16 protein-coding genes are annotated in these 20,925 nt (G+C 73.9%); 9 read left to right on the top strand and 7 right to left on the bottom strand.

The window, feature by feature from the left end:
- Positions 1-9: 9 nt before the first annotated feature.
- Positions 10-525, bottom strand: a complete 516-nt coding sequence (locus tag ACNJ93_RS12565) for a YwqJ-related putative deaminase (protein WP_418957478.1) — start codon at positions 523-525, stop codon at positions 10-12.
- Positions 526-771: 246 nt separating this feature from the next.
- Between ACNJ93_RS12565 and ACNJ93_RS12560 the strand changes: the two genes are divergently transcribed.
- From ACNJ93_RS12560 to ACNJ93_RS12550, 3 genes are all read left to right on the top strand, one after another.
- Entirely contained in the window at positions 772-1,749 is a 978-nt protein-coding gene (locus tag ACNJ93_RS12560; RefSeq protein WP_418957477.1) for an SMI1/KNR4 family protein, read from the top strand.
- 5 nt (positions 1,750-1,754) lie between these two features.
- A complete protein-coding gene (locus ACNJ93_RS12555) occupies positions 1,755-4,307 on the top strand; it encodes an SUKH-4 family immunity protein (protein WP_418957476.1) in 2,553 nt (850 codons plus the stop codon).
- Between the two features lie 166 nt (positions 4,308-4,473).
- On the top strand, positions 4,474-5,454 hold the full coding sequence (locus ACNJ93_RS12550) for a DivIVA domain-containing protein (RefSeq protein WP_418957475.1): 981 nt from the start codon (positions 4,474-4,476) through the stop codon (positions 5,452-5,454).
- A 233-nt stretch (positions 5,455-5,687) separates the two neighbouring features.
- Here ACNJ93_RS12550 and ACNJ93_RS12545 read toward each other — a convergent pair whose 3' ends face one another.
- Positions 5,688-7,313 carry an MFS transporter gene (locus tag ACNJ93_RS12545; RefSeq protein ID WP_418957474.1) on the bottom strand — a complete coding sequence of 542 codons (1,626 nt, stop codon included), beginning with the start codon at positions 7,311-7,313 and terminating at the stop codon, positions 5,688-5,690.
- A gap of 323 nt (positions 7,314-7,636) precedes the next feature.
- On the opposite strand from ACNJ93_RS12545, the gene ACNJ93_RS12540 reads away from it, so the two are divergent.
- From ACNJ93_RS12540 to mfd, 3 genes are all read left to right on the top strand, one after another.
- Positions 7,637-8,425: an ABC transporter ATP-binding protein gene (locus ACNJ93_RS12540; RefSeq protein ID WP_418957473.1), complete on the top strand. Its 789-nt coding sequence runs from the start codon at positions 7,637-7,639 to the stop codon at positions 8,423-8,425.
- Complete coding sequence (locus ACNJ93_RS12535; protein WP_418957472.1) at positions 8,422-10,992, top strand: ABC transporter permease; 2,571 nt, start codon at positions 8,422-8,424, stop codon at positions 10,990-10,992. Before ACNJ93_RS12540 ends, ACNJ93_RS12535 begins: the two co-directional genes overlap by 4 nt.
- Positions 10,993-11,192: 200 nt before the next feature.
- Complete coding sequence (gene mfd, locus ACNJ93_RS12530) at positions 11,193-14,726, top strand: transcription-repair coupling factor (RefSeq protein ID WP_418957471.1); 3,534 nt, start codon at positions 11,193-11,195, stop codon at positions 14,724-14,726.
- An 81-nt stretch (positions 14,727-14,807) separates the two neighbouring features.
- Here mfd and ACNJ93_RS12525 read toward each other — a convergent pair whose 3' ends face one another.
- From ACNJ93_RS12525 to ACNJ93_RS12510, 4 genes are all read right to left on the bottom strand, one after another.
- Positions 14,808-15,215, bottom strand: a complete 408-nt coding sequence (locus ACNJ93_RS12525; protein ID WP_418957470.1) for a hypothetical protein — start codon at positions 15,213-15,215, stop codon at positions 14,808-14,810.
- A 149-nt stretch (positions 15,216-15,364) separates the two neighbouring features.
- Positions 15,365-16,669: an SGNH/GDSL hydrolase family protein gene (locus ACNJ93_RS12520; RefSeq protein ID WP_418957469.1), complete on the bottom strand. Its 1,305-nt coding sequence runs from the start codon at positions 16,667-16,669 to the stop codon at positions 15,365-15,367.
- A gap of 84 nt (positions 16,670-16,753) precedes the next feature.
- Positions 16,754-17,194, bottom strand: a complete 441-nt coding sequence (locus ACNJ93_RS12515) for a protein-tyrosine phosphatase family protein (protein ID WP_418957468.1) — start codon at positions 17,192-17,194, stop codon at positions 16,754-16,756.
- Positions 17,191-17,781: a TetR/AcrR family transcriptional regulator gene (locus ACNJ93_RS12510; RefSeq protein ID WP_418957467.1), complete on the bottom strand. Its 591-nt coding sequence runs from the start codon at positions 17,779-17,781 to the stop codon at positions 17,191-17,193. Before ACNJ93_RS12510 ends, ACNJ93_RS12515 begins: the two co-directional genes overlap by 4 nt.
- Positions 17,782-17,876: 95 nt before the next feature.
- On the opposite strand from ACNJ93_RS12510, the gene ACNJ93_RS12505 reads away from it, so the two are divergent.
- A complete protein-coding gene (locus ACNJ93_RS12505; protein ID WP_418957466.1) occupies positions 17,877-18,788 on the top strand; it encodes an SCO6745 family protein in 912 nt (303 codons plus the stop codon).
- Between the two features lie 259 nt (positions 18,789-19,047).
- Here ACNJ93_RS12505 and ACNJ93_RS12500 read toward each other — a convergent pair whose 3' ends face one another.
- Positions 19,048-19,239: an antitoxin gene (locus ACNJ93_RS12500; protein ID WP_418957465.1), complete on the bottom strand. Its 192-nt coding sequence runs from the start codon at positions 19,237-19,239 to the stop codon at positions 19,048-19,050.
- A 133-nt stretch (positions 19,240-19,372) separates the two neighbouring features.
- Here ACNJ93_RS12500 and ACNJ93_RS12495 point away from each other — a divergent pair, with 133 nt between their 5' ends.
- Together ACNJ93_RS12495 and ACNJ93_RS12490 are read left to right on the top strand one after the other, a co-directional pair.
- Positions 19,373-20,056 (top strand): HNH endonuclease family protein, encoded by a 684-nt coding sequence (locus tag ACNJ93_RS12495; RefSeq protein WP_418957464.1) that lies wholly within the window; start codon positions 19,373-19,375, stop codon positions 20,054-20,056.
- Between the two features lie 68 nt (positions 20,057-20,124).
- Positions 20,125-20,871: an N-acetyltransferase gene (locus tag ACNJ93_RS12490; RefSeq protein ID WP_418957463.1), complete on the top strand. Its 747-nt coding sequence runs from the start codon at positions 20,125-20,127 to the stop codon at positions 20,869-20,871.
- The last annotated feature ends 54 nt before the right edge of the window (positions 20,872-20,925 follow it).

The raw sequence follows: 20,925 nt of genomic DNA, 5'->3' as shown, positions 1-20,925 counted from the left end.
CGGTGCGGGTCAGCCGTTCTGGGCGGTGGGGTCGACGGGGCGTACGCCGAAGTGGGCGAGCATCGCCGTGCAGGAGCGGCAGGGCGCCGCGTAGCTGCCGTGCAGGGGGTCGCCGTCCTCGCGGATGCGGCGGGCGGTGAGTTTGGCGTGTTTGAGGGAGCGCCGGGCCTCGGAGTGGGTGAGGGGCTTGCGCTGGGCGCGTTTGGAGCGGGCGCTCTCGGCGGCGGTGAGGTGCCGGGAGAGCAGGATGGCTTCCGGGCAGCGGCCGGTGAAGCGTTCTCGCTGGCCGCTGGTGAGGGTGTCGAGGAAGTCCTGCACGAGCGGGTGGAGGACGGGTGCGCGGTCGCCGCGTCCGGCGGTGCACGTGAGGGTTTCGCCGCGTACCGAGAGTGCGGCGCCGACGGTCGGCAGGATGCCGTCGCGGCGGTGTCGCAGGACGGGTGCGCGGGCGGTGTCGGTGGCGCTCCAGCTGAGGCGTGGGTCACCCTGTGTGGGCACCGGCGCCGGTGGTCGTGCGGTCTGCATCGTCGTTCGTCTTCCCCTCCTGCAATCCCCCGAGTTGCGTGAACAGCCTGCCAAATGGGTTGCCGAGTGTGGAAGCTGGGTGGACAAAAGCGCCGTTCGGTGTGTCGCCGTCATGACGGCTTGGTCATGCGGTCGTGACAGTTGGTCACGGTGGGGTGCGGTGGCGGTTGCGGCCCGGGCGGTGGGCTGGTGGCACCGCATAGGCTGTGCGGAATCAGCCAGCAGCCAGCGCAGGGGGCAACCGCCATGACGACAGGTCGGCTCGGGCAGGATGCCGCGCCACCGAACGCGGCCTACGCCGGGCAGGTCGTGCATTTTCCGGATCCGGTCCGGGCTTCCCGGCATCCTCGTGGGGTGCGGGTGGACGAGCACGGCTACCCGGACTTCTCACCGTACGCCCGGGCGGCCGCGGAGATCGCGGAGCCGCCGGAGGGCTTCGGCGTGGACGAGCTGCGGCTGACGGACTACGTGTCCGCGAACGCGGCGCTGGCGGCGTCGGGGCACGAGCTGTGGGACACGATCCCGGCGGTGGCGACGCCGCACGGCTGGACGTGGCACCACGTGACGGGGACGCGGCGGCTTGAGCTGGTCCCGGTGGAGGTGAAGGCGCTGCTGCGGCACCACGGGGGTGTGGCGACGGCGTCGGTGGACCACGGCAAGCGCGGGACGCGGCCGTTGCAGGAGACCCGGCCGGCGCATTTCGGGCTGCCGAAGGCGCGGGTGTCGGTGTCGGAGCAGCAGCTGCAGGGCGTGGAGGAGGACCTGGGGTACCGCCTGCCGGGCGCGTACCGGTCGTTCCTGAAGGCCGCGGGCGGGTGCGCGCCGGTGGGCGCGGCGCTGGACGCGGAGCTGGGTGTGCTGGTGGACCAGCCGTTCTTCACGGTGCGTGAGGAGGCGGCGGTCAACGACCTGGTGTACGTGAACAAGTGTCTGCGGGACCATCTGACGAAGGACTTCCTGGGCGTGGCGTTCGTGCAGGGCGGTCTGCTCGCGGTGAAGGTGCGCGGGGAGGGTGTCGGTTCGGTCTGGTTCTGCGCGTACGACGACGCCCGGGACCGTGACGGTCTGGGTGTGCAGGAGCGGGTGGAGCGGCTGTTGATGCCGTGCGGCGCCGATTTCGACGATTTCCTGCAGCGGCTGGCGGGCAATCCGCCGGAGCTGGAGACGGTGGCGAACCTGATGGTCGACGGCGGCTTCGCGCGGGCCGTCGCGGTGGGGGAGTGAGCTCGATGGTGACGTTCGCGCAGGCGCAGGAGCGCGCCGAGGAGTGGATCAACGGCGACGTGCCCGCGTACCAGCACCGTGAGGTGCGGGTGCGGGAGTTCGAGCTGGGGTTCGTGGCGTGGGCGGAGGACCGTGAGGACGGTCCGACGTCGGACGGCGGCCGGCAGCGGCTGGTCATCGCCCGGGACAGCGGTGAGGCGACGCTGTGGCCGGGGCTGCCGGTGGGTGAGGTGATCCGCCGGTACGAGGAGGAGTACGGCGGTCCGGACGCGGTGCCGGAGGAGGCGCCGGCTCCGCCGCAGCGGGTCGATCTGAACCAGACGTCGTTCCTGCTCACTCCGCCGGAGTGGCTGCAGGAGGCGGCGGACCGGGCGGGGATCCCGAACGCGCGGAGCACGGGCGGCGGGGCGGAGCCGGCGGAGTCGGGGTCGGCCTCGGAGTCGGGGTCCTCGGCGTTCTCGTCGGCGTCGTCGGGGCTGTCCGGGTCGTCGGCGTCTTCGGTGCCGTCGGGGTCGGGGGCGGTGCCCGCGCCGGCTCCCGTACCGGAGTCCGCTCCGGCACCCGCGCCCGTATCCGCGCCTGCTTCCGCGACGCCGCCTCCCGTGCCGTCCGTGTCCGCGCCGTCGTCCGGCGGCAGCGGTGCGTGGGCGGACGTGAGCCCGGTCGGGGACGACGACGTGTCGGTGCCGCTGCCCGCGACGGTGTTCGCGCCGCCGCTGTCGGGTGCGGACGACGAGGACACCCCGCCGCCCGTGACGGGCGCGGACGCGCCGACGGCGCTGATGTCGGGCGGCAGCCAGCTGCCGAGGACCCAGATCGCCACGCCGGCGCTGCAGGCCGACGGGGCCGGGCCGGGCATGCCCGGTGCGCCCGGTGCTCCGGGTGCGCCCGGGGTTCCCGGGGCGCCTGCCGCGCCCGCCGCTCCTCCCGCTCCGGCTCCCGGTGCGGCGGGCGGCGGGGCGTACGTACCGACGCAGCTGGTGTCGCAGCTCGGGCCCGACGGCCCGACGCCGTCCGGCCCGGTGCCGCCCGGCCCGCCGGCGCCTCCCGGTCCGGCGACCCCGCCGCAGCCGGTGCACCACGCGGCGACGATGCTGGCGCATCCGAACCAGAGCCTGGGTGGTGGGGCGATGCCGCCTCCGCCGCCGGGTCCTCCGGGTGCTCCCGGTGCGCCGGGTACGCCTCCGCCGCCCGCGCCTCCGGGCGCTCCGGGCGGTGGCGCGACCCCGGCCCAGCCGGTGCACCATGCCGCGACGATGCTGGCGCATCCGAACCAGAGCCTGGGTGGTGGGGCGATGCCGCCTCCGCCGCCGGGTCCTCCGGGTGCTCCCGGTGCGCCGGGTACGCCTCCGCCGCCCGCGCCTCCGGGCGCTCCGGGTGGCGGCGCGACCCCGCCGCAGCCGGTGCATCACGCCGCGACGATGCTGGCGAGCCCGAGCCAGGGCGGCCCTGGCACGCCCCCGCCGCCCGGCCCGCCGCCGGGCGTCCCCGGCGCCCCGGGCGCGCCCGGCATGCCCGGCGCCCCCGCGGCTCCCGGCATGCCCGGGCCGGCCGGCGCCGCGCCGTTCCCGCCGCAGCCGAGCGGTCAGCCGACCGTGGGCCCCGGCTACCAGGCGGTGCTGCGCTACCGCGCGCCGGACGGTTCGGAGGCGCAGATCATCCGGCGTTCGGCGCCGGGTACGCCGCACCCGGAGTGGCAGATCCTGCACGAGCTGCGGGCGATGAACGTGCCGCCGCAGCAGGTGCTGGAGCTGCACACGGAGCTGGAGTCCTGCGAGCTGCCCGGCGGTTACTGCGCGCGGATGATCCGCGAGACCTGGCCGCAGGCGCGGATCACGAACATCGCCCCGTACGGCCGCGACCACGCGGGTCGGCAGCAGGGCATGCAGCAGCTGCTGACCCATCAGGGCGAGTTGCACCAAGTGGCGGACGGTCCGGCGCGCCCCGCGCCGGTGCGCGCGCCGCTGCCGCAGGTGCAGCCCGCGCCGCCGATCCCGCCGGAGGGCGTGGCGCAGGAGCTGGCGGGTGCGTTCGGGCCGGCGATCTGCCGGTTCGACCAGCGGGCGGTGTCCCGGCAGGGCGTGCCCGAGGTGGTCGCGCTGACGCTGGTGTGGGCGGGTCTGCCGGCGGACTTCGGTCCGTTCTTCTGGGCGCAGCCGGCGCAGCCGGTGGTGCCCACGCTGGCGGAGCTGGCGGCGCAGCGGCAGATCCAGCCGCCGTCGGACGCGGGCTCGTACCTGGTGCTCGGTTCGGACTTCGGCAAGGCGATCTGCGTCCAGTACGGCACGGCGCACATCGTGGCGGTGCCGGTGGAGCCGGGTCCGGACGGGCGGTGCCTGCCGCCGCAGTTCGTGAACACGGGGCTGCCGGAGTTCACCCGCTGCATGGCGCTCCTCGGCCGGATGTGGCGGCTGCGGTTCGGGCTGACGCCGGAGCAGGCGGGCCGGTGGACGGTCGATTTCCAGGCGCAGCTGGCGATGCTGGACCCGGCGGCGCTGGCGTCGCCGGAGAACTGGTGGTCGGTGCTGCTGGAGCAGATGTGGGACGGGCTCCTCTGAGTCCGCTTCCGTGAGTCTCGCGTGCACGTGAAGGGCCCGGTCCGGGTACGGACCGGGCCCTTCGGGTTCGGCAGGCGGGTGGTGCCCGGAGTGTCGGGTTGGCGGTGCCGTGCGATCGCGGAAGATCGGGGGAGGGGGTCTTCCGCGTACGAGAGGGGCTCCGCCGATGAGGAAGCCGCACGTCTTCACCGTCGTACGAGGGGCGCGCGGCTATCGCCCCGCGCAGGTGGACCGTTTCCTCGCCGAGCTCTCCCAGGAGCGTGACTCCGCCTGGGCGCGCGCCACGCGACTGGCGTCGCTGGCCCGGGAGCTGGAGGAGGAGACCGGGCAGCTGCGGGAGCGCGTCGACGGTCTCGCGCCGCACCGGTACGACGCGCTCGGCGAGCGGGCCCGCCTGCTGCTGGAGCTCGCGGAGGCGGAGGCGGACGAGCTGGTCGCGGCCGCGACCGAGGAGGCGCGGGCGCTGCGGGACGAGACCGGGGCCGCGGCGGAGCGGTCCGCGGAGGCCGCCCGTACGGAGGCGGACGCGGCGGTCGCGGCGGCGGAACGGGACGCGGAGGCGCTGCTGCGGGCCGCGCGCGCCGAGGCGGAGGCGGTACGGGCGGCGGCCCGCGTCGACGCGGCGGCGCTGCGGGAGGAGTTCCGTACCGCGGTCGACGACGCGCGGGTGCGGGCCGCGGAGCTGGTGGACGCCCGCGAACGGGAGCAGGCGCTCCGGCGGGCGGAGGAGGAACGGGCGGCGGTCGCGCGCGAGGAGGAGTGGGAGGCCCGGTACGCGGAGCGGGTCGCGGCGGCGGAGGCGGGGCTCGCCGAGGCGGAACGTGTCTTCGCGGAGGCGGAGCGGAGCGCCCGGCAGCGGCAGGAGGCGGCCGAGGCCCGTGCCGAGGAACTCCTCGCGGGGGCGCGGGCGACGTGCGCGCGGGTGGAGCGGGAGACGGACCGCATCCTCGCCGAACACGCCACCGCCCGCGAGGCCACCCAGGCGCACATGACCCACGTCCGCAACAGCCTGGCGAGCCTGACGGGCCGGCCGGCGGGGACGGACGCGGTCGCGGCGGCGGGGGAGGCCGGGGAGGCCGGGGAGGCCGGGCCGGAGGGCGAGGCGGCAAAGGGCGAGGGGTCGGAGGAGGGCGAGGGGTCGGAGTAGGGCGGGGGCCGGCGGCGTAGCCGTACGCGCGTACGCGGCCGTACGAGCGTGTGCGGCCGTAGGAGCGTACGGAGCCGTACGCGCCTATGCGGCCGTACGAGCGTGGGCGGCCGTAGGACCGTACGGGGCCCGTGCGCGCCTACGCGGCTGTACGTGCACCGGTGCCGTACCCGCGCCCGCCTCGCCCCGTACCCGCGCCCGCCTCGCCCCGCCCCGTACCCCCCGCGTCGCGGCTACGCCGCCGCCTCCTCCGCCGGTTTCTCCGGCGCGGGCCCCTCCGCGGCCTCCTTCAGGACGGGGAAGCGGCGCGGGGCGAGGGTGAGGAGGGCGAGCAGGGACAGGGCGGCGGCCACGGCGGCGCCGAGGTGGACGTAGTCGACGGCCGCGTCGACCGCGCGCCGCAGGTGGTCCGCGGCGGAGGCGGTCAGCGCCCCGGGGGTGTCGAGGGCGCGGGCGAGGGAGTCGAGGTCTCCGGTGCCGCCGAGGCGGGCGGAGAGGACCCCGTTCGCGATCGCGCCGAACAGCGCGGCGCCCACGCTCTGCCCGACCTGGCGGCAGAACAGGACGGACGCGGTGGTCGTGCCGCGTTCCTCGTACGGGACCGTCGACTGCACGCCCACGATCAGCGGCAGCTGGAAGAAGCCGAGCGAGGCGCCGAGCAGCAGCATGAGCAGCGCGGGCTGCCACGGTTCGCCGGGGAACGGCAGGAACGGGAAGGCGAGCAGTACGAGCAGTGCGCCGGTCATGCCGAAGACGGCGGTGAGGCGGAAGCCGATGCGGCTGTAGACGCGGTTGGCGAAGGCGGCGGTGACGGGCCAGCTCAGGGTCATCGCGGAGAGCACGAACCCGGCGGCGATGGGGCCGAGCCCGAGGACGGCCTGCGCGTATGTCGGGAGGAAGACGGTCGGGGCGACCATGAGCAGCCCGAGCGCGCCGAGCGCCAGGTTGACGGCGGCGATGGTGCGGCGGCGCCAGACCCAGCCGGGGATGATCGGCTCGGCGGCGCGGCGTTCGACGACGACGGTGACCGCGCCGAGGACGAGCGCGCCGCCGAACAGGGCGAGGGAGGGCGCGGAGAGCCAGGGCCAGGCGACGCCGCCCTGGACGAGGGCGGTGAGCAGCAGCGCGCCGGTGGCGAAGACGGCGAGGGCGCCGGGCCAGTCGACGGGTCGGCGGGCGGCGGGGTCGGCCGGGCCGGCGGTGGCGGGGTCGGTGGCCTCGTCGTTCGCCGGGCGCGTGGCGCGGGCGGGTTCGACGAGGTGGCGGGCGACGAGCCAGAGCGCGAGCAGGCCGATGGGGATGTTGACGAGGAAGATCCACCGCCAGTCGGCGTACCCGGCGAGCAGGCCGCCGGCCGCCGGTCCCGCGACGGAGGAGGCGGCCCAGACGGAGGAGAGCCGTGCCTGGATCCTGGGGCGTTCCTTCAGCGGGTACAGGTCGGCGGCGATGGTCTGGACGGTGCCCTGCAGCGCGCCGCCGCCGAGGCCCTGCACGATGCGGAAGGCGATGAGGGAGGCCATGTTCCAGGCGGCGGCGCAGAGCAGGGAGCCGAGGAGGAAGAGGACGATGCCGGCGACGAGGACCGGTTTGCGGCCGAAGGTGTCGGAGAGCTTTCCGTACACGGGCAGGGTGACGGTGACGGCGAGCAGGTAGCCGGAGAACAGCCAGGAGAAGACGGACAGTCCGCCGAGGTCGCCGACGATCTGCGGGACGGCGGTGGCGACGACGGTGCCGTCGAGGGCGGCCAGGCCCATGCCGAGCATGAGCGCGGCGACGACGGGGCGGCGGCCGGGCGGTGCGGCCGCGGTCGTGGTGCTCGTCGCGCTCACTGGAAGTCCTCCCCTGGCTGCCGCCGACATGCTTTCCCTATGCATCTATTTCTTCGGGGGACACCTTCTCACTTGCACCTCACCCTGCGGGAGGGGGCAGAGTCGGGGAAACGGCCCGGGGTGCTCTCCGCCCAGGGGTGGAGAACCCCTAGGGGGACCTCCCCCCTTGCGCCCAGGGGGCGTTCGTCCGGGCGGAGGACGTGCCGGGGAGCCGTCGGTCCTTAGCTTGTTCTTACTGAGGAAAACCGCAGGAGGGGTCTGCGGGGAACCCCAATGACCGGCCTCCCGGGCGCCAACAGACTTGAGCCATCGCGCCTCTTCGGCATTCGTGTACCCGACATAGGAGACATACCGTGACTTCGGCTGTGACCGTTCCCCGGCACCGGGGCACTGAAGGAAGTACGGCCGTGGCCGCGCGGGCGCGGCAGGTCGTCAAGGCGTACGGGCAGGGCGAGACCCGGGTCGTGGCGCTGGACCACGTCGACGTCGACATCCACCGGGGGCGCTTCACCGCGATCATGGGCCCGTCCGGGTCCGGCAAGTCGACCCTGATGCACTGCCTCGCCGGGCTCGACACGGTGACGAGCGGTCAGATCTTCCTGGACGAGACCGAGATCACCGGTCTGAAGGAGAAGAAGCTGACCCAGCTGCGCCGGGACCGGATCGGCTTCATCTTCCAGGCGTTCAACCTGCTGCCCACGCTGGACGCGCTGGAGAACATCACGCTGCCCATGGACATAGCGGGCCGCCGGCCGGACCGGGAGTGGCTCGACCGGGTCGTCTCCACGGTGGGCCTCGCGGGCCGGCTCAAGCACCGGCCCAACCAGCTCTCCGGCGGCCAGCAGCAGCGTGTCGCCGTGGCCCGCGCCCTCGCGGCCCGACCGGAGATCATCTTCGGCGACGAGCCGACCGGGAACCTGGACTCGCGGGCCGGTGCCGAGGTGCTGGGCTTCCTGCGGCAGTCGGTGGACGAGCTGGGCCAGACGATCGTCATGGTCACGCACGACCCCGTGGCCGCCTCGTACGCGGACCGGGTGCTGTACCTGGCGGACGGCCGGATCGTCGACGAGATGCACCGGCCGACCGCGGAGGCCGTCCTCGACAGAATGAAGGACTTCGACGCCCGGGGCCGCACGTCATGACCGTCCTGAAGACGTCCCTGCGCAACTTCTTCGCGCACAAGGGCCGCATGGCGCTGTCCGCCGTGGCCGTCCTGCTGTCGGTCGCGTTCGTCAGCGGCACGCTGGTGCTCACGGACACCATGAACACCACCTTCGACCGGCTGTTCGCCTCGACCGTCTCCGACGTCACGCTCACCGCCAAGGGGGCCGACGCCGACGAGATACCCGGCACCGGCCGGCCCGAGGGCTTCCCGGCCTCGCTGGTGGACACGGTGCGCCGGACCGAGGGCGTCGCGGAGGCGACGGGCTCGGTGGTCTCTCTCGGCGTGACCGTCGTCGACGCCCGCAACAAGGACCTGGGCCCGACCAGCGGCGCTCCGACCATCGCCGTCAGCTGGAACCGCAACGAGCTGCGGTCGATGCACATCACCTCCGGCCGGGCGCCGAGCGGACCCGGCGACGTGCTCGTCGACGCCACCACCGCGGAGCGCAACGGGCTGAAGATCGGCGACGAGCTGCGCACCATCGCCGTCACCGGCGACTTCCGGACGAGGATCTCCGGCATCGTCGACTTCAAGGTCACCAACCCCGGGGCGACCGTCCTCTACTTCGACCCGGCCACCGCACAGCGCGAACTGCTCGGCAAGGAGGGGATGTTCACGCAGATCGCCGCCGAGGCGAAGCCGGGCGTCTCCGACGAACGGCTGAAGCGGAACATCGCCGCGGCCGTCGGCGGCGGGTACAAGCTGCAGACCGCGGCCGAGGCCGCCGACGAGGGCCGCAAGGAGATCTCCGGCTTCCTCGACGTGATGAAGTACGCCATGCTCGGCTTCGCCGGGGTCGCCTTCCTCGTCGGCGTCTTCCTCATCGTCAACACCTTCTCGATGCTGGTCGCCCAGCGCACCCGCGAGATCGGTCTGATGCGGGCCATCGGCTCCAGCCGCCGGCAGGTCAACCGCTCCGTGCTCGTCGAGGCGCTGCTGCTCGGTGTGGTCGGCTCGGTCGCCGGCGTCGCGGCGGGCGTCGGGCTCGCCCTGGGGCTGATGGAGCTCATGTCGGCCCTGGGCATGAACCTCTCCACGCAGGACCTGACGGTGAAGTGGACCACCCCGGCCGTGGGCCTGGTCCTCGGCATCGTGGTCACCGTCCTCGCCGCGTACATACCGGCGCGGCGGGCCGGCAAGGTCTCGCCGATGGCGGCGCTGCGCGACGCGGGCACCCCCGCCGACGGGCGGGCCGGGCCGGTCCGCGCGGTGCTGGGGCTGCTGCTGACCGCCGGCGGCGGGGCCGCGCTGTGGGCGGCGACGCAGGCGGACGAGGCCGCCGCGGGGTCGGTGTGGCTCGGTGCGGGGATCGTGCTCTCGCTGATCGGGTTCGTCGTCGTCGGGCCGCTGCTCGCCGGCGGGGTCGTCCGGGTGCTCAGCGCGGTCGTGCTGCGGGCCTTCGGGCCGGTGGGCCGGATGGCCGAGCGCAACGCGCTGCGCAATCCGCGCCGTACCGGCGCGACCGGCGCGGCGCTGATGATCGGGCTGGCGCTGGTGGCCTGCCTGTCGGTGGTCGGGGCCTCGATGGTCGCCTCGGCGACCGAGGAGCTGGACCGCTCGGTGGGCGCCGACTTCATCGTCCAGTCCGCGAACAGACAGCCGATCGTGCCGCAGGCACAGGCCGCCCTGGAGGCGACGCCGGGCCTGAAGCACGTCACCGAGTACACGTGGCTGCCCGCCACGGTCACCGGCCCGGGCGGCAAGGCCCTGGAGAAGGGCCTGGTCGCCGCCGAACCGACGTACACGCAGGACGTGCGCCGGGAGACGACCGGCGGCCGGCTCGCCGACGCCTACGGGAAGAACGCCATGTCCGTCGGCAGCGACTACGCCGCCGAGCACGGCGTGAAGGTCGGCGACGTGCTGACCGTCGCCTTCAACGGCGGCTCGACGGCGAAGCTGAAGGTCGCGGCGATCACCTCGGACTCCGGCAGCGTCGACAAGGGCGTGATGTACACGAACATCACGACCGCCGCCGCCTACGTGCCGGCCGCCAGGCTGCCGCGGAGCACGGTCGTGTTCGCCACCGCGCAGGACGGCGAGGAGGCCGCGGCGTACACGGCGCTGAAGGGCGCGCTGGCCGAGTATCCGCAGTACAAGGTGCGCAACCAGGCCGACTACAAGAAGGAGCTGCAGGACCAGGTGGGCCAGCTGCTGAACATCGTCTACGGGCTGCTCGCCCTGGCGATCGTGGTGGCGGTCCTCGGCGTGGTGAACACCCTCGCCCTGTCGGTGGTCGAGCGGACCCGGGAGATCGGTCTGATGCGGGCCATCGGACTGTCCCGCCGCCAGCTGCGGCGCATGATCCGCCTGGAGTCGGTGGTGATCGCCCTGTTCGGCGCGCTGCTCGGGCTGGGGCTCGGCATGGGCTGGGGCACGGCGGCACAGAAGCTGCTCGCCCTGGAGGGCCTGGGCGTGCTGGAGATCCCGTGGCCGACGATCCTGACGGTGTTCGCCGGGTCGGCGTTCGTGGGCCTGTTCGCGGCGCTGGTCCCCGCCTTCCGGGCCGGCCGGATGAACGTGCTGAACGCCATCGCGAGCGAGTAGCGGGTAGTCCCCGTGCGGCGGGGGCACGGCCGCTACGGTGGTCCGCGACGGTCCCGGTGGATGTCCTCCGTCCCACCGGGGCCGTTGCGCGGCTGTGGGTGTCCGGCCCACGTAATAACCTGGAACCCCCGGCCCATGAGACGTGTCGGGCCGTTCGCGTTGCCCGCGCCCCCGTAGTCCAACCGGGATGGAACCCCCTGATGAGCCTGCACGGTCTGCTCGACGCCGTCGTACGAGACGCGGCCCTCGCCGAAGCGGTCGAGGCCGCCCGGGACGGCAACCGCATGCACGTGGACCTGGTCGGCCCGCCCGCCGCACGGCCCTTCGCGGTGGCCGCGCTGGCCCGCGAGGCCGGCCGGCCGGTGCTCGCCGTCACCGCCACCGGACGGGAGGCCGAGGACCTGGCGGCCGCGCTGCGCAGCCTCCTCGACCCGGAGACCGTCGTCGACTACCCCTCCTGGGAGACCCTGCCGCACGAGCGGCTCTCGCCCCGCTCCGACACGGTCGGCCGCCGTCTCGCCGTGCTGCGCCGCCTCGCCCACCCCTCGCCCGACGACCCGGCCGCCGGCCCGGTGTCCGTGGTCGTCGCGCCGATCCGCTCCGTGCTGCAGCCGCAGGTCAAGGGCCTGGGCGACCTGGAGCCGGTGCAGCTGCGCATCGGGCAGCAGGCGGACCTGAACGAGATCGTGCAGGGCCTGACGGCGGCCGCGTACGCGCGGGTGGAGCTGGTGGAGAAGCGCGGCGAGTTCGCCGTGCGCGGCGGCATCCTCGACGTCTTCCCGCCGACCGAGGAACATCCGCTCCGGATCGAGTTCTGGGGCGACGACGTCGAGGAGATCCGCTACTTCAAGGTCGCCGACCAGCGCTCCCTGGAGATCGCCGAGCACGGTCTGTGGGCCCCGCCGTGCCGCGAGCTGCTGCTCACCGACGAGGTCAGGAGCCGCGCCGCGGCCCTCGCCGAGGAGCACCCCGAGCTGGGCGAGCTGCTCGGCAAGATCGCCGAGGGCATCGCGGTGGAGGGCATGGAGTCCCTCGCCCCGGTGCTCGTGGACGACATGGAGCTGCTGCTCGACGTGCTTCCGGCCGGCAGCATGGCCGTGGTCTGCGACCCGGAGCGGGTCCGCACCCGGGCCGCCGACCTGGTGGCGACCTCCCAGGAGTTCCTGCAGGCGTCCTGGGCGGCCACCGCCGGCGGCGGCGAGGCGCCGATCGACGTCGGCGCGGCCTCGCTGTGGGGGATCGCGGACGTACGGGACCGGGCGCGCGAGCTGGGCATGATGTGGTGGTCGGTGTCGCCGTTCGCCGCCGACGCGCAGGACGCCGACGAGGACACCCTCAAGCTCGGCATGCACGCCCCGGAGTCGTACCGCGGCGACACGGCCCGGGCGCTGGCCGACACCAAGGGCTGGCTGGCCGACGGCTGGCGCACCGTGTACGTGACGGAGGCGCACGGCCCGGCGGCCCGTACGGCCGAGGTGCTCGGCGGCGAGGGCATCGCCGCCCGGCTCGACGCCGACCTGACGGAGATCTCCCCGTCCGTCGTCCACGTGTCGACCGGTTCCATCGACTACGGCTTCGTCGATCCGGCGCTGAAGCTGGCCGTGCTGACCGAGACGGACCTGTCCGGCCAGAAGGCGGCCGGCAAGGACGGGCAGCGGATGCCCGCCAAGCGCCGCAAGACCATCGACCCGCTGACCCTGGAGGTCGGCGACTACATCGTGCACGAGCAGCACGGCGTCGGCCGGTACATCGAGATGGTGCAGCGCACGGTGCAGGGCGCGACGCGCGAGTACCTGCTCGTCGAGTACGCGCCGGCCAAGCGCGGCCAGCCCGGCGACCGGCTGTACATCCCGACGGACCAGCTGGAGCAGGTCACCAAGTACGTCGGTGGCGAGGCCCCGACGCTGCACCGGCTCGGCGGCGCGGACTGGACGAAGACGAAGGCGCGCGCGAAGAAGGCGGTCAAGGAGATCGCCGCCGACCTGATCAAGCTGTACAGCGCCCGGATGGCGGCCCCTGGCCACGCCTTCGGCGCGGACACGCCGTGGCAGCGGGAGCTGGAGGACGCCTTCCCGTACGCGGAGACGCCCGACCAGCTGTCGACGATCGCCGAGGTCAAGGAGGACATGGAGAAGTCCGTCCCCATGGACCGGCTGATCTGCGGCGACGTCGGCTACGGCAAGACGGAGATCGCGGTCCGGGCGGCGTTCAAGGCGGTGCAGGACGGCAAGCAGGTGGCCGTGCTCGTGCCGACGACGCTGCTGGTGCAGCAGCACTTCGGCACGTTCACCGAGCGGTACTCGCAGTTCCCGGTGAACGTGCGCGCGCTGTCCCGGTTCCAGTCCGACACGGAGGCGAAGGCCACCCTGGAGGGGCTGAAGGACGGTTCGGTGGACGTCGTCATCGGCACCCACCGGCTGTTCTCGTCCGAGACGAAGTTCAAGGACCTCGGTCTGGTCATCGTCGACGAGGAGCAGCGCTTCGGCGTCGAGCACAAGGAGCAGCTGAAGAAGCTGCGCGCCAACGTGGACGTGCTGACCATGTCCGCGACGCCGATCCCGCGCACCCTGGAGATGGCGGTCACCGGCATCCGCGAGATGTCGACGATCACCACCCCGCCGGAGGAGCGGCACCCGGTGCTGACCTTCGTCGGCCCGTACGAGGAGAAGCAGATCGGCGCGGCGATCCGCCGGGAACTGCTGCGCGAGGGCCAGGTCTTCTACATCCACAACCGGGTGGAGTCGATCGACCGGGCCGCGGCGCGGCTGCGGGACATCGTGCCCGAGGCGCGGATCGCGACGGCGCACGGCCAGATGTCCGAGTCGGCCCTGGAGCAGGTCGTCGTGGACTTCTGGGAGAAGAAGTTCGACGTGCTGGTGTCGACGACGATCGTCGAGTCCGGCATCGACATCTCCAACGCCAACACGCTGATCGTGGAGCGCGGCGACAACTTCGGCCTGAGCCAGCTGCACCAGCTGCGCGGCCGGGTCGGCCGGGGCCGGGAGCGGGGCTACGCGTACTTCCTGTACCCGCCGGAGAAGCCGCTAACCGAGACCGCGCACGAGCGGCTCGCGACCATCGCGCAGCACACCGAGATGGGCGCGGGCATGTACGTGGCGATGAAGGACCTGGAGATCCGCGGCGCCGGCAATCTGCTCGGCGGCGAGCAGTCCGGTCACATCGCGGGCGTCGGCTTCGACCTGTACGTGCGGATGGTCGGCGAAGCCGTGGCGGACTACCGGGCGTCGCTGGAGGGCGGGGCGGAGGAGGAGCCGCCGCTGGAGGTCAAGATCGAGCTGCCGGTCGACGCGCACGTCCCGCACGACTACGCGCCGGGCGAGCGGCTGCGTCTGCAGGCGTACCGGGCGATCGCCTCGGCGAACTCCGAGGAGGACATCAGGGCCGTCCGCGAGGAACTGACCGACCGCTACGGCAAGCTGCCGGAGCCGGTCGAGAACCTGCTGCTCGTGGCCGGGCTGCGGATGCTGGCGCGGGCCTGCGGGGTCGGCGAGATCGTGCTCCAGGGCCCGAACATCCGCTTCGCGCCGGTGGAGCTGCGCGAGTCGCAGGAGCTGCGCCTGAAGCGGCTGTACCCGCGCACGGTCATCAAGGCCCCGACGCACCAGATCCTGGTGCCGCGCCCGACGACGGGCACGATCGGCGGAAAGCCGGTCGTGGGCCGGGAACTGCTGGCCTGGACCGGGGAGTTCCTCACGACGATCCTGGGCTCGTAGCGCGGCCGGCAGGTTCCCGAGGGCTCATGACAGTGCCCCCTCCCGCGCGGATGCGGGAGGGGGCACCCGTTGCCCGGGCCGTCAGCAGAGGGTCAGCCAGGAGCCGTAGGCGATGGGCACACCGTTGTCGGTGCGGAACGCGCGGACGCTGACGGCCGCGTTGTCCGCGTAGTTCTTGCGGCCGGAGACCGTCGTGCCGCTGCCCCCGGTGTTGGTCACCCTCTCGCGCCGGTCCCTGCCGTCGTTGATCCAGAACTCGAGGCCGGCGCCGTAGCCGTCCGCCCTGGTGTCCTTCACGTTGTAGGGGATGTCGCAGTACGCGTTCGTCGTCCCCCAGTCGTAGACCCCCGCGATGTCGGCGCGGTCCCAGGACCAGGCGGCCGTGGCGGCCGAGGCCGGTCCGTTGGCCAGGGCGACCAGGACCGTGCCGAGGCCCAGGGCGACCGCACTCCGCACCAGCCGCTTGCCGAGGGATTGCTGGACTCGCATGGCGTTGCTCCTTGTTGTCGGGCACCGGCCGTCCGTCGCCCGGCGGTGCGTCGTCTTCGGTGCGGCCAGCTTCGGCGCTGCGTGCGGGACGGTGAACCTCGTGATTCCGAGGGTGCCCCGGGCGGCGGCCCGTGGGAGACGGGGCCGGGTCAGAGGGTGTCGAGGTCGAGGGCCTCGGCCATGGCGCGGTAGCCGGCGTCGTTGGGGTGCAGGGCGTCGCCCGCGTCGTACGCGGCGCGCATCCGGTCCTGGTCGGCCGGGTCGGCGAGGGCGCGGTCGAAGTCGACGACCGCGTCGTACTCGCCCGAGGTGCGGATCCAGTGGTTGACCGCGTCCCGCTTGGCCTCGTTGGCCGGGGAGTCGTACTGCGAGCCCTTGATCTGGGTCAGGGTCGCCCCGACGATCGTGAGGCCCCTGGCGTGCGCGAGGCGGATCAGGGTGCGGTGGCCCTCGATGAGCCGCTCGGCCGACACCTCGGGGGTGGGGCCGCCGGGGAAGTCGGCGGGCCAGCCGCTGCCGCCGAAGTCGTTGATGCCTTCGAGGACGACGACGGTGCGGACGTTCGGCTCGGTGAGCACGTCCTTCTTGAAGCGCTCGATGCCCTTCTCGCCGGCCCAGACGGTGTCGTTGGTGACCTGGTTGCCGCCGATGCCGTGGTTGAGGACGCTGCGCGGGGTGCCCGCGGCGGCGAACCGCTCGGCCAGCTCGTCCGGGTAGCGGTTGTTCGTGTTCACGGTGGAGCCGACGCCGTCGGTGATGGAGTCGCCGAAGGTGACGATGCCGTCGCGGTGGCGGGCGTCGCGGCCGCCGCTCACCTCGACGCCGGTCAGGAAGTACCAGGAGTCGCTGGACTCGGTGAAGGCCGCGCCGCCCAGGTCGGCGCGGTGGTCGCCGGCCGCCCGGTAGCTGGTGGCGGAGGAGAAGGTGTGGAAGGTCGCGGGCCCGGTCGGCTCGGCGAGGTGGAGCGTGACCGTGACCGACTGCAGGGCCCGGACGGCGAACGGCACGCCGTCGCTGTGGATCGTGCCGCCGGCCGGGATCGTCACCGAACGGCCCTTGCCGAAGGCGAGGTGACGGACCGAACCGGCCTTCACGGAGGCGCCCTTGTCGGTGAGGGCGACCGTCGCGCCGGTGATCGTCAGCGGCTTGGTGCCGTACCGGTTGGACAGCTCGATCCGGGCCTTGGTGCCGCCGGTGGTGACGCGGACGACCTGGCGGACGGTGTGGTTCGCGAAGCCCTGCTCCGACCAGTTGGGGGCGAAGGGCGCCGTGGGCATCTGCGGCGAGGTGGCCCAACCGCCGCGCCACGGACTGGGCTTGGCCGCGGCCGTCGTGGTGCCGGCGGCGGTGGTCGTGGCGGTGTCGGCGGCCGTGGCCGCGTGGGGCAGGGCGCCGAGGGTGAGTGCGGCGACGAGGGCAATACCGGCGCGCTGCAAGGTGCTCGAGGTGCTCATGTTTCTCCGCCCGTTCTGACGATCCGTTGTCGACCGTCTCAAGCGGAGGTGGGCTCCGGACATTCCTGAGCCCCCGGCAACCGGTCAGAACCTGGCCGGAAATCGGCGTACGTAGCGCTTCTGCCAGGGGGTCTCGACGGCGCCGTCGTGGTAGTGCTCGCGCACGTACGCCACCGCCTCCTCGGCCGGGACGCCGTCGAGGACGGCGAGGCAGGCCAGGGCGGTGCCGGTGCGGCCGCGGCCGCCGGAGCAGGCCAGTTCGACGCGCTCGCCGGCGGCCCGGTCCCACGCCTCTCCCAGCGCCCGGCGCGCGGTGGTGTGGCTGCTGGGCAGCCAGAAGTCGGCCCAGCGGACCCAGAACGTCTCCCACGGCATCTCGGGCGGTCGCCGGCCGAGCAGATAGACCCCGAAGTCCGGCTCGGGCCCCGGCGGGAGGGGACGACCGAGGCCCCGGCCGCGCACCAGCCGGCCGGAGGGGAGGGGCAGGACGCCCGGCGCCCGCAGGTCCCAGGTGTGCGGGGTCATGACGCGCCTCCGGCGACGGGCTCGGTCGGGAACAGCAGCCCGGTCAGGGCGTGGAAGACGTCCTCGGGGTCCCGGCCCTGCAGCGGGCCGGTCAGGTTGTTGCTCAGCAGCAGCGTGGCGAAGCCGTGGGCCAGCGACCAGGCCGCGACGCCGGCGAGCCGGGGGTCGGGGCCGCCCTGCCCGGGGCGCAGCCCGGCGATCCCGGCTCGCAGCCGGTCGCCGGCCCGTTCCCGGGCGGCCAGCAGGGCGGGGTCGTCGGTGCGGTACAGGTCCGGCTGGAACATCACCTGGAAGTGCGCCGGGTGCTCGGTGGCGAAGCGGACGTAGCGCACGCCCGCGTCCCGCAGCCCGTCCGCCTCCCCGAGCGCCGCGGCCAGCAGCTCGTACCCCTCGGCCGCGAGGGCGGTGAGCAGGCCGGCCCGGTCCTTGAAGTGGTGGGCGGGCGCGGCGTGGGAGACACCGGCCCGCCGGGCCAGGTCGCGCAGGCTCAGCGCGGACGGCCCCTCGGCGGCGATCACGTCGAGGGCGGCGGTGAGCACGGCCTGCCGCAGGTCGCCGTGGTGGTAGGAGCGCTGCCGGGTCGTCATGGAACCAGCGTACGCCCGATCTAGGCGTTGACAAGTTCCCGGTGCGGGAGCAGTCTTGTCAGTGACAAGATGGGGATCGGGCGAGGAGGAACGCCATGGACGCCAGGCACGACGACGAGCAGCGGACGGCCGCCCCGGAGGGCGTGGAACCCGGCCGCGTACGGCAGCTGTGGCACCTGCTGGAGCCCCTGCACGCGCTCGTCTACTACGCCCCCGCGACCTTCGAGGAGGCCGCCGCGCTCGGGCACGCGGTCGACGAGCGGTGGCCGGCCTACTTCGCCTGGCGCGCCGCCCCGCTCGGCCCGGCCGGCCCCGGACGGGTCGCCGCCGCCTTCTACAGCTTCAGCCCCGCGATGGTCGCGCGGTACCTTCCCGAGGTCTGGCGCACGAGCGACCCCGAGGCGGCGCTCGCCGCCCGGCTCCGGGCCGTCGACCGGGCGTACCGCGCCGTCCTCGGCGAGGACCTCGTGACCGGTCCCGCCGTCGCCGAGGCCGCCGCCCTCGCCCGGCGCGCCGCCGATGCCGCGGTCACGGCGGGCCGGCCGCTCGCCGCCGCCAACGCCGAACTGCCCTGGCCCGAGGCGCCGCACCTGGTGCTGTGGCAGGCCGCCACGATCCTGCGCGAGCACCGCGGCGACGGGCATCTCGCCGCCCTGCTCACCGCCGGGCTCGACCCGGTCGAGGCGCTGGTCTCCTTCGCGGCGGTCGGCGCGGCGGGCGAAAGGGTCTTCGAGAGCCGGGGCTGGAGCGCCGGCGAATGGGCCGCGGGCCGCGCCCGCCTGGCCGCCCGGGGCCTGGTCGACTCGGCGGGCACGGCCACGGAGGCCGGCCGCGCCCTGCGCGCCGAGGTCGAGCGCCGTACGGACGAGCTGGCCGCCGGGCCGTGGGCCGCCCTCGGCCCGGCCGGCACCGCGCGCCTCGCCGACCTCCTCGGGGAGCCCTGGCTCGCGGTCATCGGCTCGGGCCTGCTGCCGGCGGAGAACACGCTGGGCATCGGCAAGGTCTGAGGCGCCGCCGGAATCCGTCGTGGCGCCGGAAGCCGGCGTGGCGCGCCGGAGCGTTTCTCGCCGGCGAGATCTGTCGCGGCGCCGCATCTGTCGCGGCGGTCGCGCCAAACGCTCCGGCGGCGGGAAACGCTCCCACCGCGAGGATCGCTCCGGCGGCGAGAATCGCTCCCACCGCGGGAAACGCTCCGGCCGCGGGGTGCTCGAAGCACTCCGCGGCCGGGGTCGAGGGGGCTGCGGACGGGCAGCCGTGCGCGGGAGATCAGGTCGGCGGCTGCTCCGGCCGGTCCGACATGCCGAGGTGGCCCTCGCCCCTCTTCTGGGCCTGGTCGACCTGAGAGGTGTACTTGTCGCCGGTCCGCTCGTTGATCTTCTTCTCCGCGGCGTCGGACATCTTGCGGGCCTTGTCCTCGTGCTGCCCGAGCATGCCCTTCAGCTTGTCCATGATCCCCATGCGTGACTCCTTAGGAAGGGGACATACAGCGCATTCGACGCTACCCCCGCCCGCGCCGATCCGCGCGCCGAACGTCCCCCGCCCCGCGCCCCCGCCGGGTTTCACCGCCGCGTGCCGCGCCTAGGATCCGGGCGTGCACCCGTACCGGAAGCCCCTGACCGCCGCGGCACTTGCCGCCGCCCTGCTCCTGACCACCGCCTGCACCACGGGCGACGACGGACCCGCGGACCGCGCCTCCGGCCCGGAGCACGGGGCCGGCGCCCCCGCGCTCGCCGCCGTCGGCGAACTGCCCGTCAAGGGCCGCGCCCCGCGCACCGGCTACGAGCGCGACGCCTTCGGCCGCGCCTGGGCCGACGTCGACCGCAACGGCTGCGGCACCCGCGACGACATACTCAAGCGCGACCTCAGCGAGGTCGCCTTCAAGGACGGCGACTGCAAGATCGCCTCCGGCACCCTCGTCGACGACCCCTACACCGGCCGCCGCGTCACGTTCGTGCGCGGCCGCAGCAAGGTGGACATCGACCACGTCGTCGCACTCTCCGACGCATGGCAGAAGGGCGCGCAGAAGTGGGGCGGGGACAAGCGGCTCCGGTTCGCCAACGACCCGCTCAACCTGCTGGCCGTCGACTCCGCCGCCAACCGCCGCAAGGGCGACGGCGACGCGGCGACCTGGCTGCCGCCCAACAAGGAGTACCGCTGCGCCTACGTCGCCCGGCAGGTCGCGGTGAAGCGGAAGTACGGGCTCTGGGTCACCCGCGCCGAACAGGACGCCATGCGCCGCGTGCTGGACCGCTGCCCCGACCAGCGGCTGCCGTAGGGGCCCGCGACGGAGAGCCTGCAAAAACGATTGGTCGGTTGCGGGGGAGCGTGACTAGCCTGCGCCGCATGGAGCTCACGATCACGACCCTCGCCGAACGCCCCGAACTCGAGGGCCCCATGTGGCAGATGAAGGACCTGTGGCCGGAGTTCATGATGTACGACCCGGTCGGCTGGGCGAACATGGGCCGCATCGTCCGCGACCTGCCCGAGTACGTGCTCGTCGCCACCGACGAGGACGGCAAGGTGGTCGCCCGCGCGTTCAGCGTGCCGTTCCGGCTGCACGCCGACGGCCGCGGCGAACTGCCCGACACCGGCTGGGACCAGATGCTCCTGTGGGCCTTCTCCGACCTGCGGCACGGCCAGAAGCCCGACACCGTCAGCGCCATCGAGGTGTGCGTGGACACCAGCGCCCTCGGCCGGGGCCTGTCGGGGCGGATGCTCGGCGCGATGCGCGACAACGCCCGCCGGCTCGGCTACTCCGAGGTCGTCGCCCCGGTCCGCCCCAACGGCAAGCACCTGGAGGCGGACAGCTCCATCCACGAGTACGCCTTCCGCACCCGCGCCTCCGACGGGCTGCCGCACGACCCCTGGCTGCGCGTCCACGTCCGGGCGGGCGCCGTGGTCGAGAAGGTGGCCCCGGCCTCCATGACCGTCGCCTCCTCGGTGGAGAAGTGGCGCGAGTGGACCGGACTGCCGTTCGACACGGACGGGCCGGTCGAGGTCGAGGGCGCGCTCGTGCCGGTGCACTGTGAGGCGTCCCGCGGGTACGCGGTGTACGTCGAGCCCAACGTGTGGGTGCGCCACAAGCTCTGAGCCGCGCACGCTCTGGCTCTCCGTCGCGCACGGGCTGTAAGGGCGCGAGCCGTA

This window comes from Streptomyces tritici, assembly GCF_048500665.1.
Classification (GTDB): Bacteria; Actinomycetota; Actinomycetes; order Streptomycetales; family Streptomycetaceae; genus Streptomyces; species Streptomyces tritici.
This window is presented reverse-complemented; position numbering and strand designations above follow the sequence as displayed.

Coding starts and splice junctions, on each gene's coding strand:
- ACNJ93_RS12565 (WP_418957478.1), bottom strand. CDS start 525: ATGCAGACCGCACGACCACCGGCGCCGGTGCCCACACAGGGTGACCCA.
- ACNJ93_RS12525 (WP_418957470.1), bottom strand. CDS start 15,215: ATGCGAGTCCAGCAATCCCTCGGCAAGCGGCTGGTGCGGAGTGCGGTC.
- ACNJ93_RS12515 (WP_418957468.1), bottom strand. CDS start 17,194: ATGACCCCGCACACCTGGGACCTGCGGGCGCCGGGCGTCCTGCCCCTC.
- ACNJ93_RS12520 (WP_418957469.1), bottom strand. CDS start 16,669: ATGAGCACCTCGAGCACCTTGCAGCGCGCCGGTATTGCCCTCGTCGCC.
- ACNJ93_RS12560 (WP_418957477.1), top strand. CDS start 772: ATGACGACAGGTCGGCTCGGGCAGGATGCCGCGCCACCGAACGCGGCC.
- ACNJ93_RS12500 (WP_418957465.1), bottom strand. CDS start 19,239: ATGGGGATCATGGACAAGCTGAAGGGCATGCTCGGGCAGCACGAGGAC.
- ACNJ93_RS12555 (WP_418957476.1), top strand. CDS start 1,755: ATGGTGACGTTCGCGCAGGCGCAGGAGCGCGCCGAGGAGTGGATCAAC.
- ACNJ93_RS12545 (WP_418957474.1), bottom strand. CDS start 7,313: ATGTCGGCGGCAGCCAGGGGAGGACTTCCAGTGAGCGCGACGAGCACC.
- ACNJ93_RS12490 (WP_418957463.1), top strand. CDS start 20,125: ATGGAGCTCACGATCACGACCCTCGCCGAACGCCCCGAACTCGAGGGC.
- ACNJ93_RS12550 (WP_418957475.1), top strand. CDS start 4,474: ATGAGGAAGCCGCACGTCTTCACCGTCGTACGAGGGGCGCGCGGCTAT.
- mfd (WP_418957471.1), top strand. CDS start 11,193: ATGAGCCTGCACGGTCTGCTCGACGCCGTCGTACGAGACGCGGCCCTC.
- ACNJ93_RS12505 (WP_418957466.1), top strand. CDS start 17,877: ATGGACGCCAGGCACGACGACGAGCAGCGGACGGCCGCCCCGGAGGGC.
- ACNJ93_RS12535 (WP_418957472.1), top strand. CDS start 8,422: ATGACCGTCCTGAAGACGTCCCTGCGCAACTTCTTCGCGCACAAGGGC.
- ACNJ93_RS12510 (WP_418957467.1), bottom strand. CDS start 17,781: ATGACGACCCGGCAGCGCTCCTACCACCACGGCGACCTGCGGCAGGCC.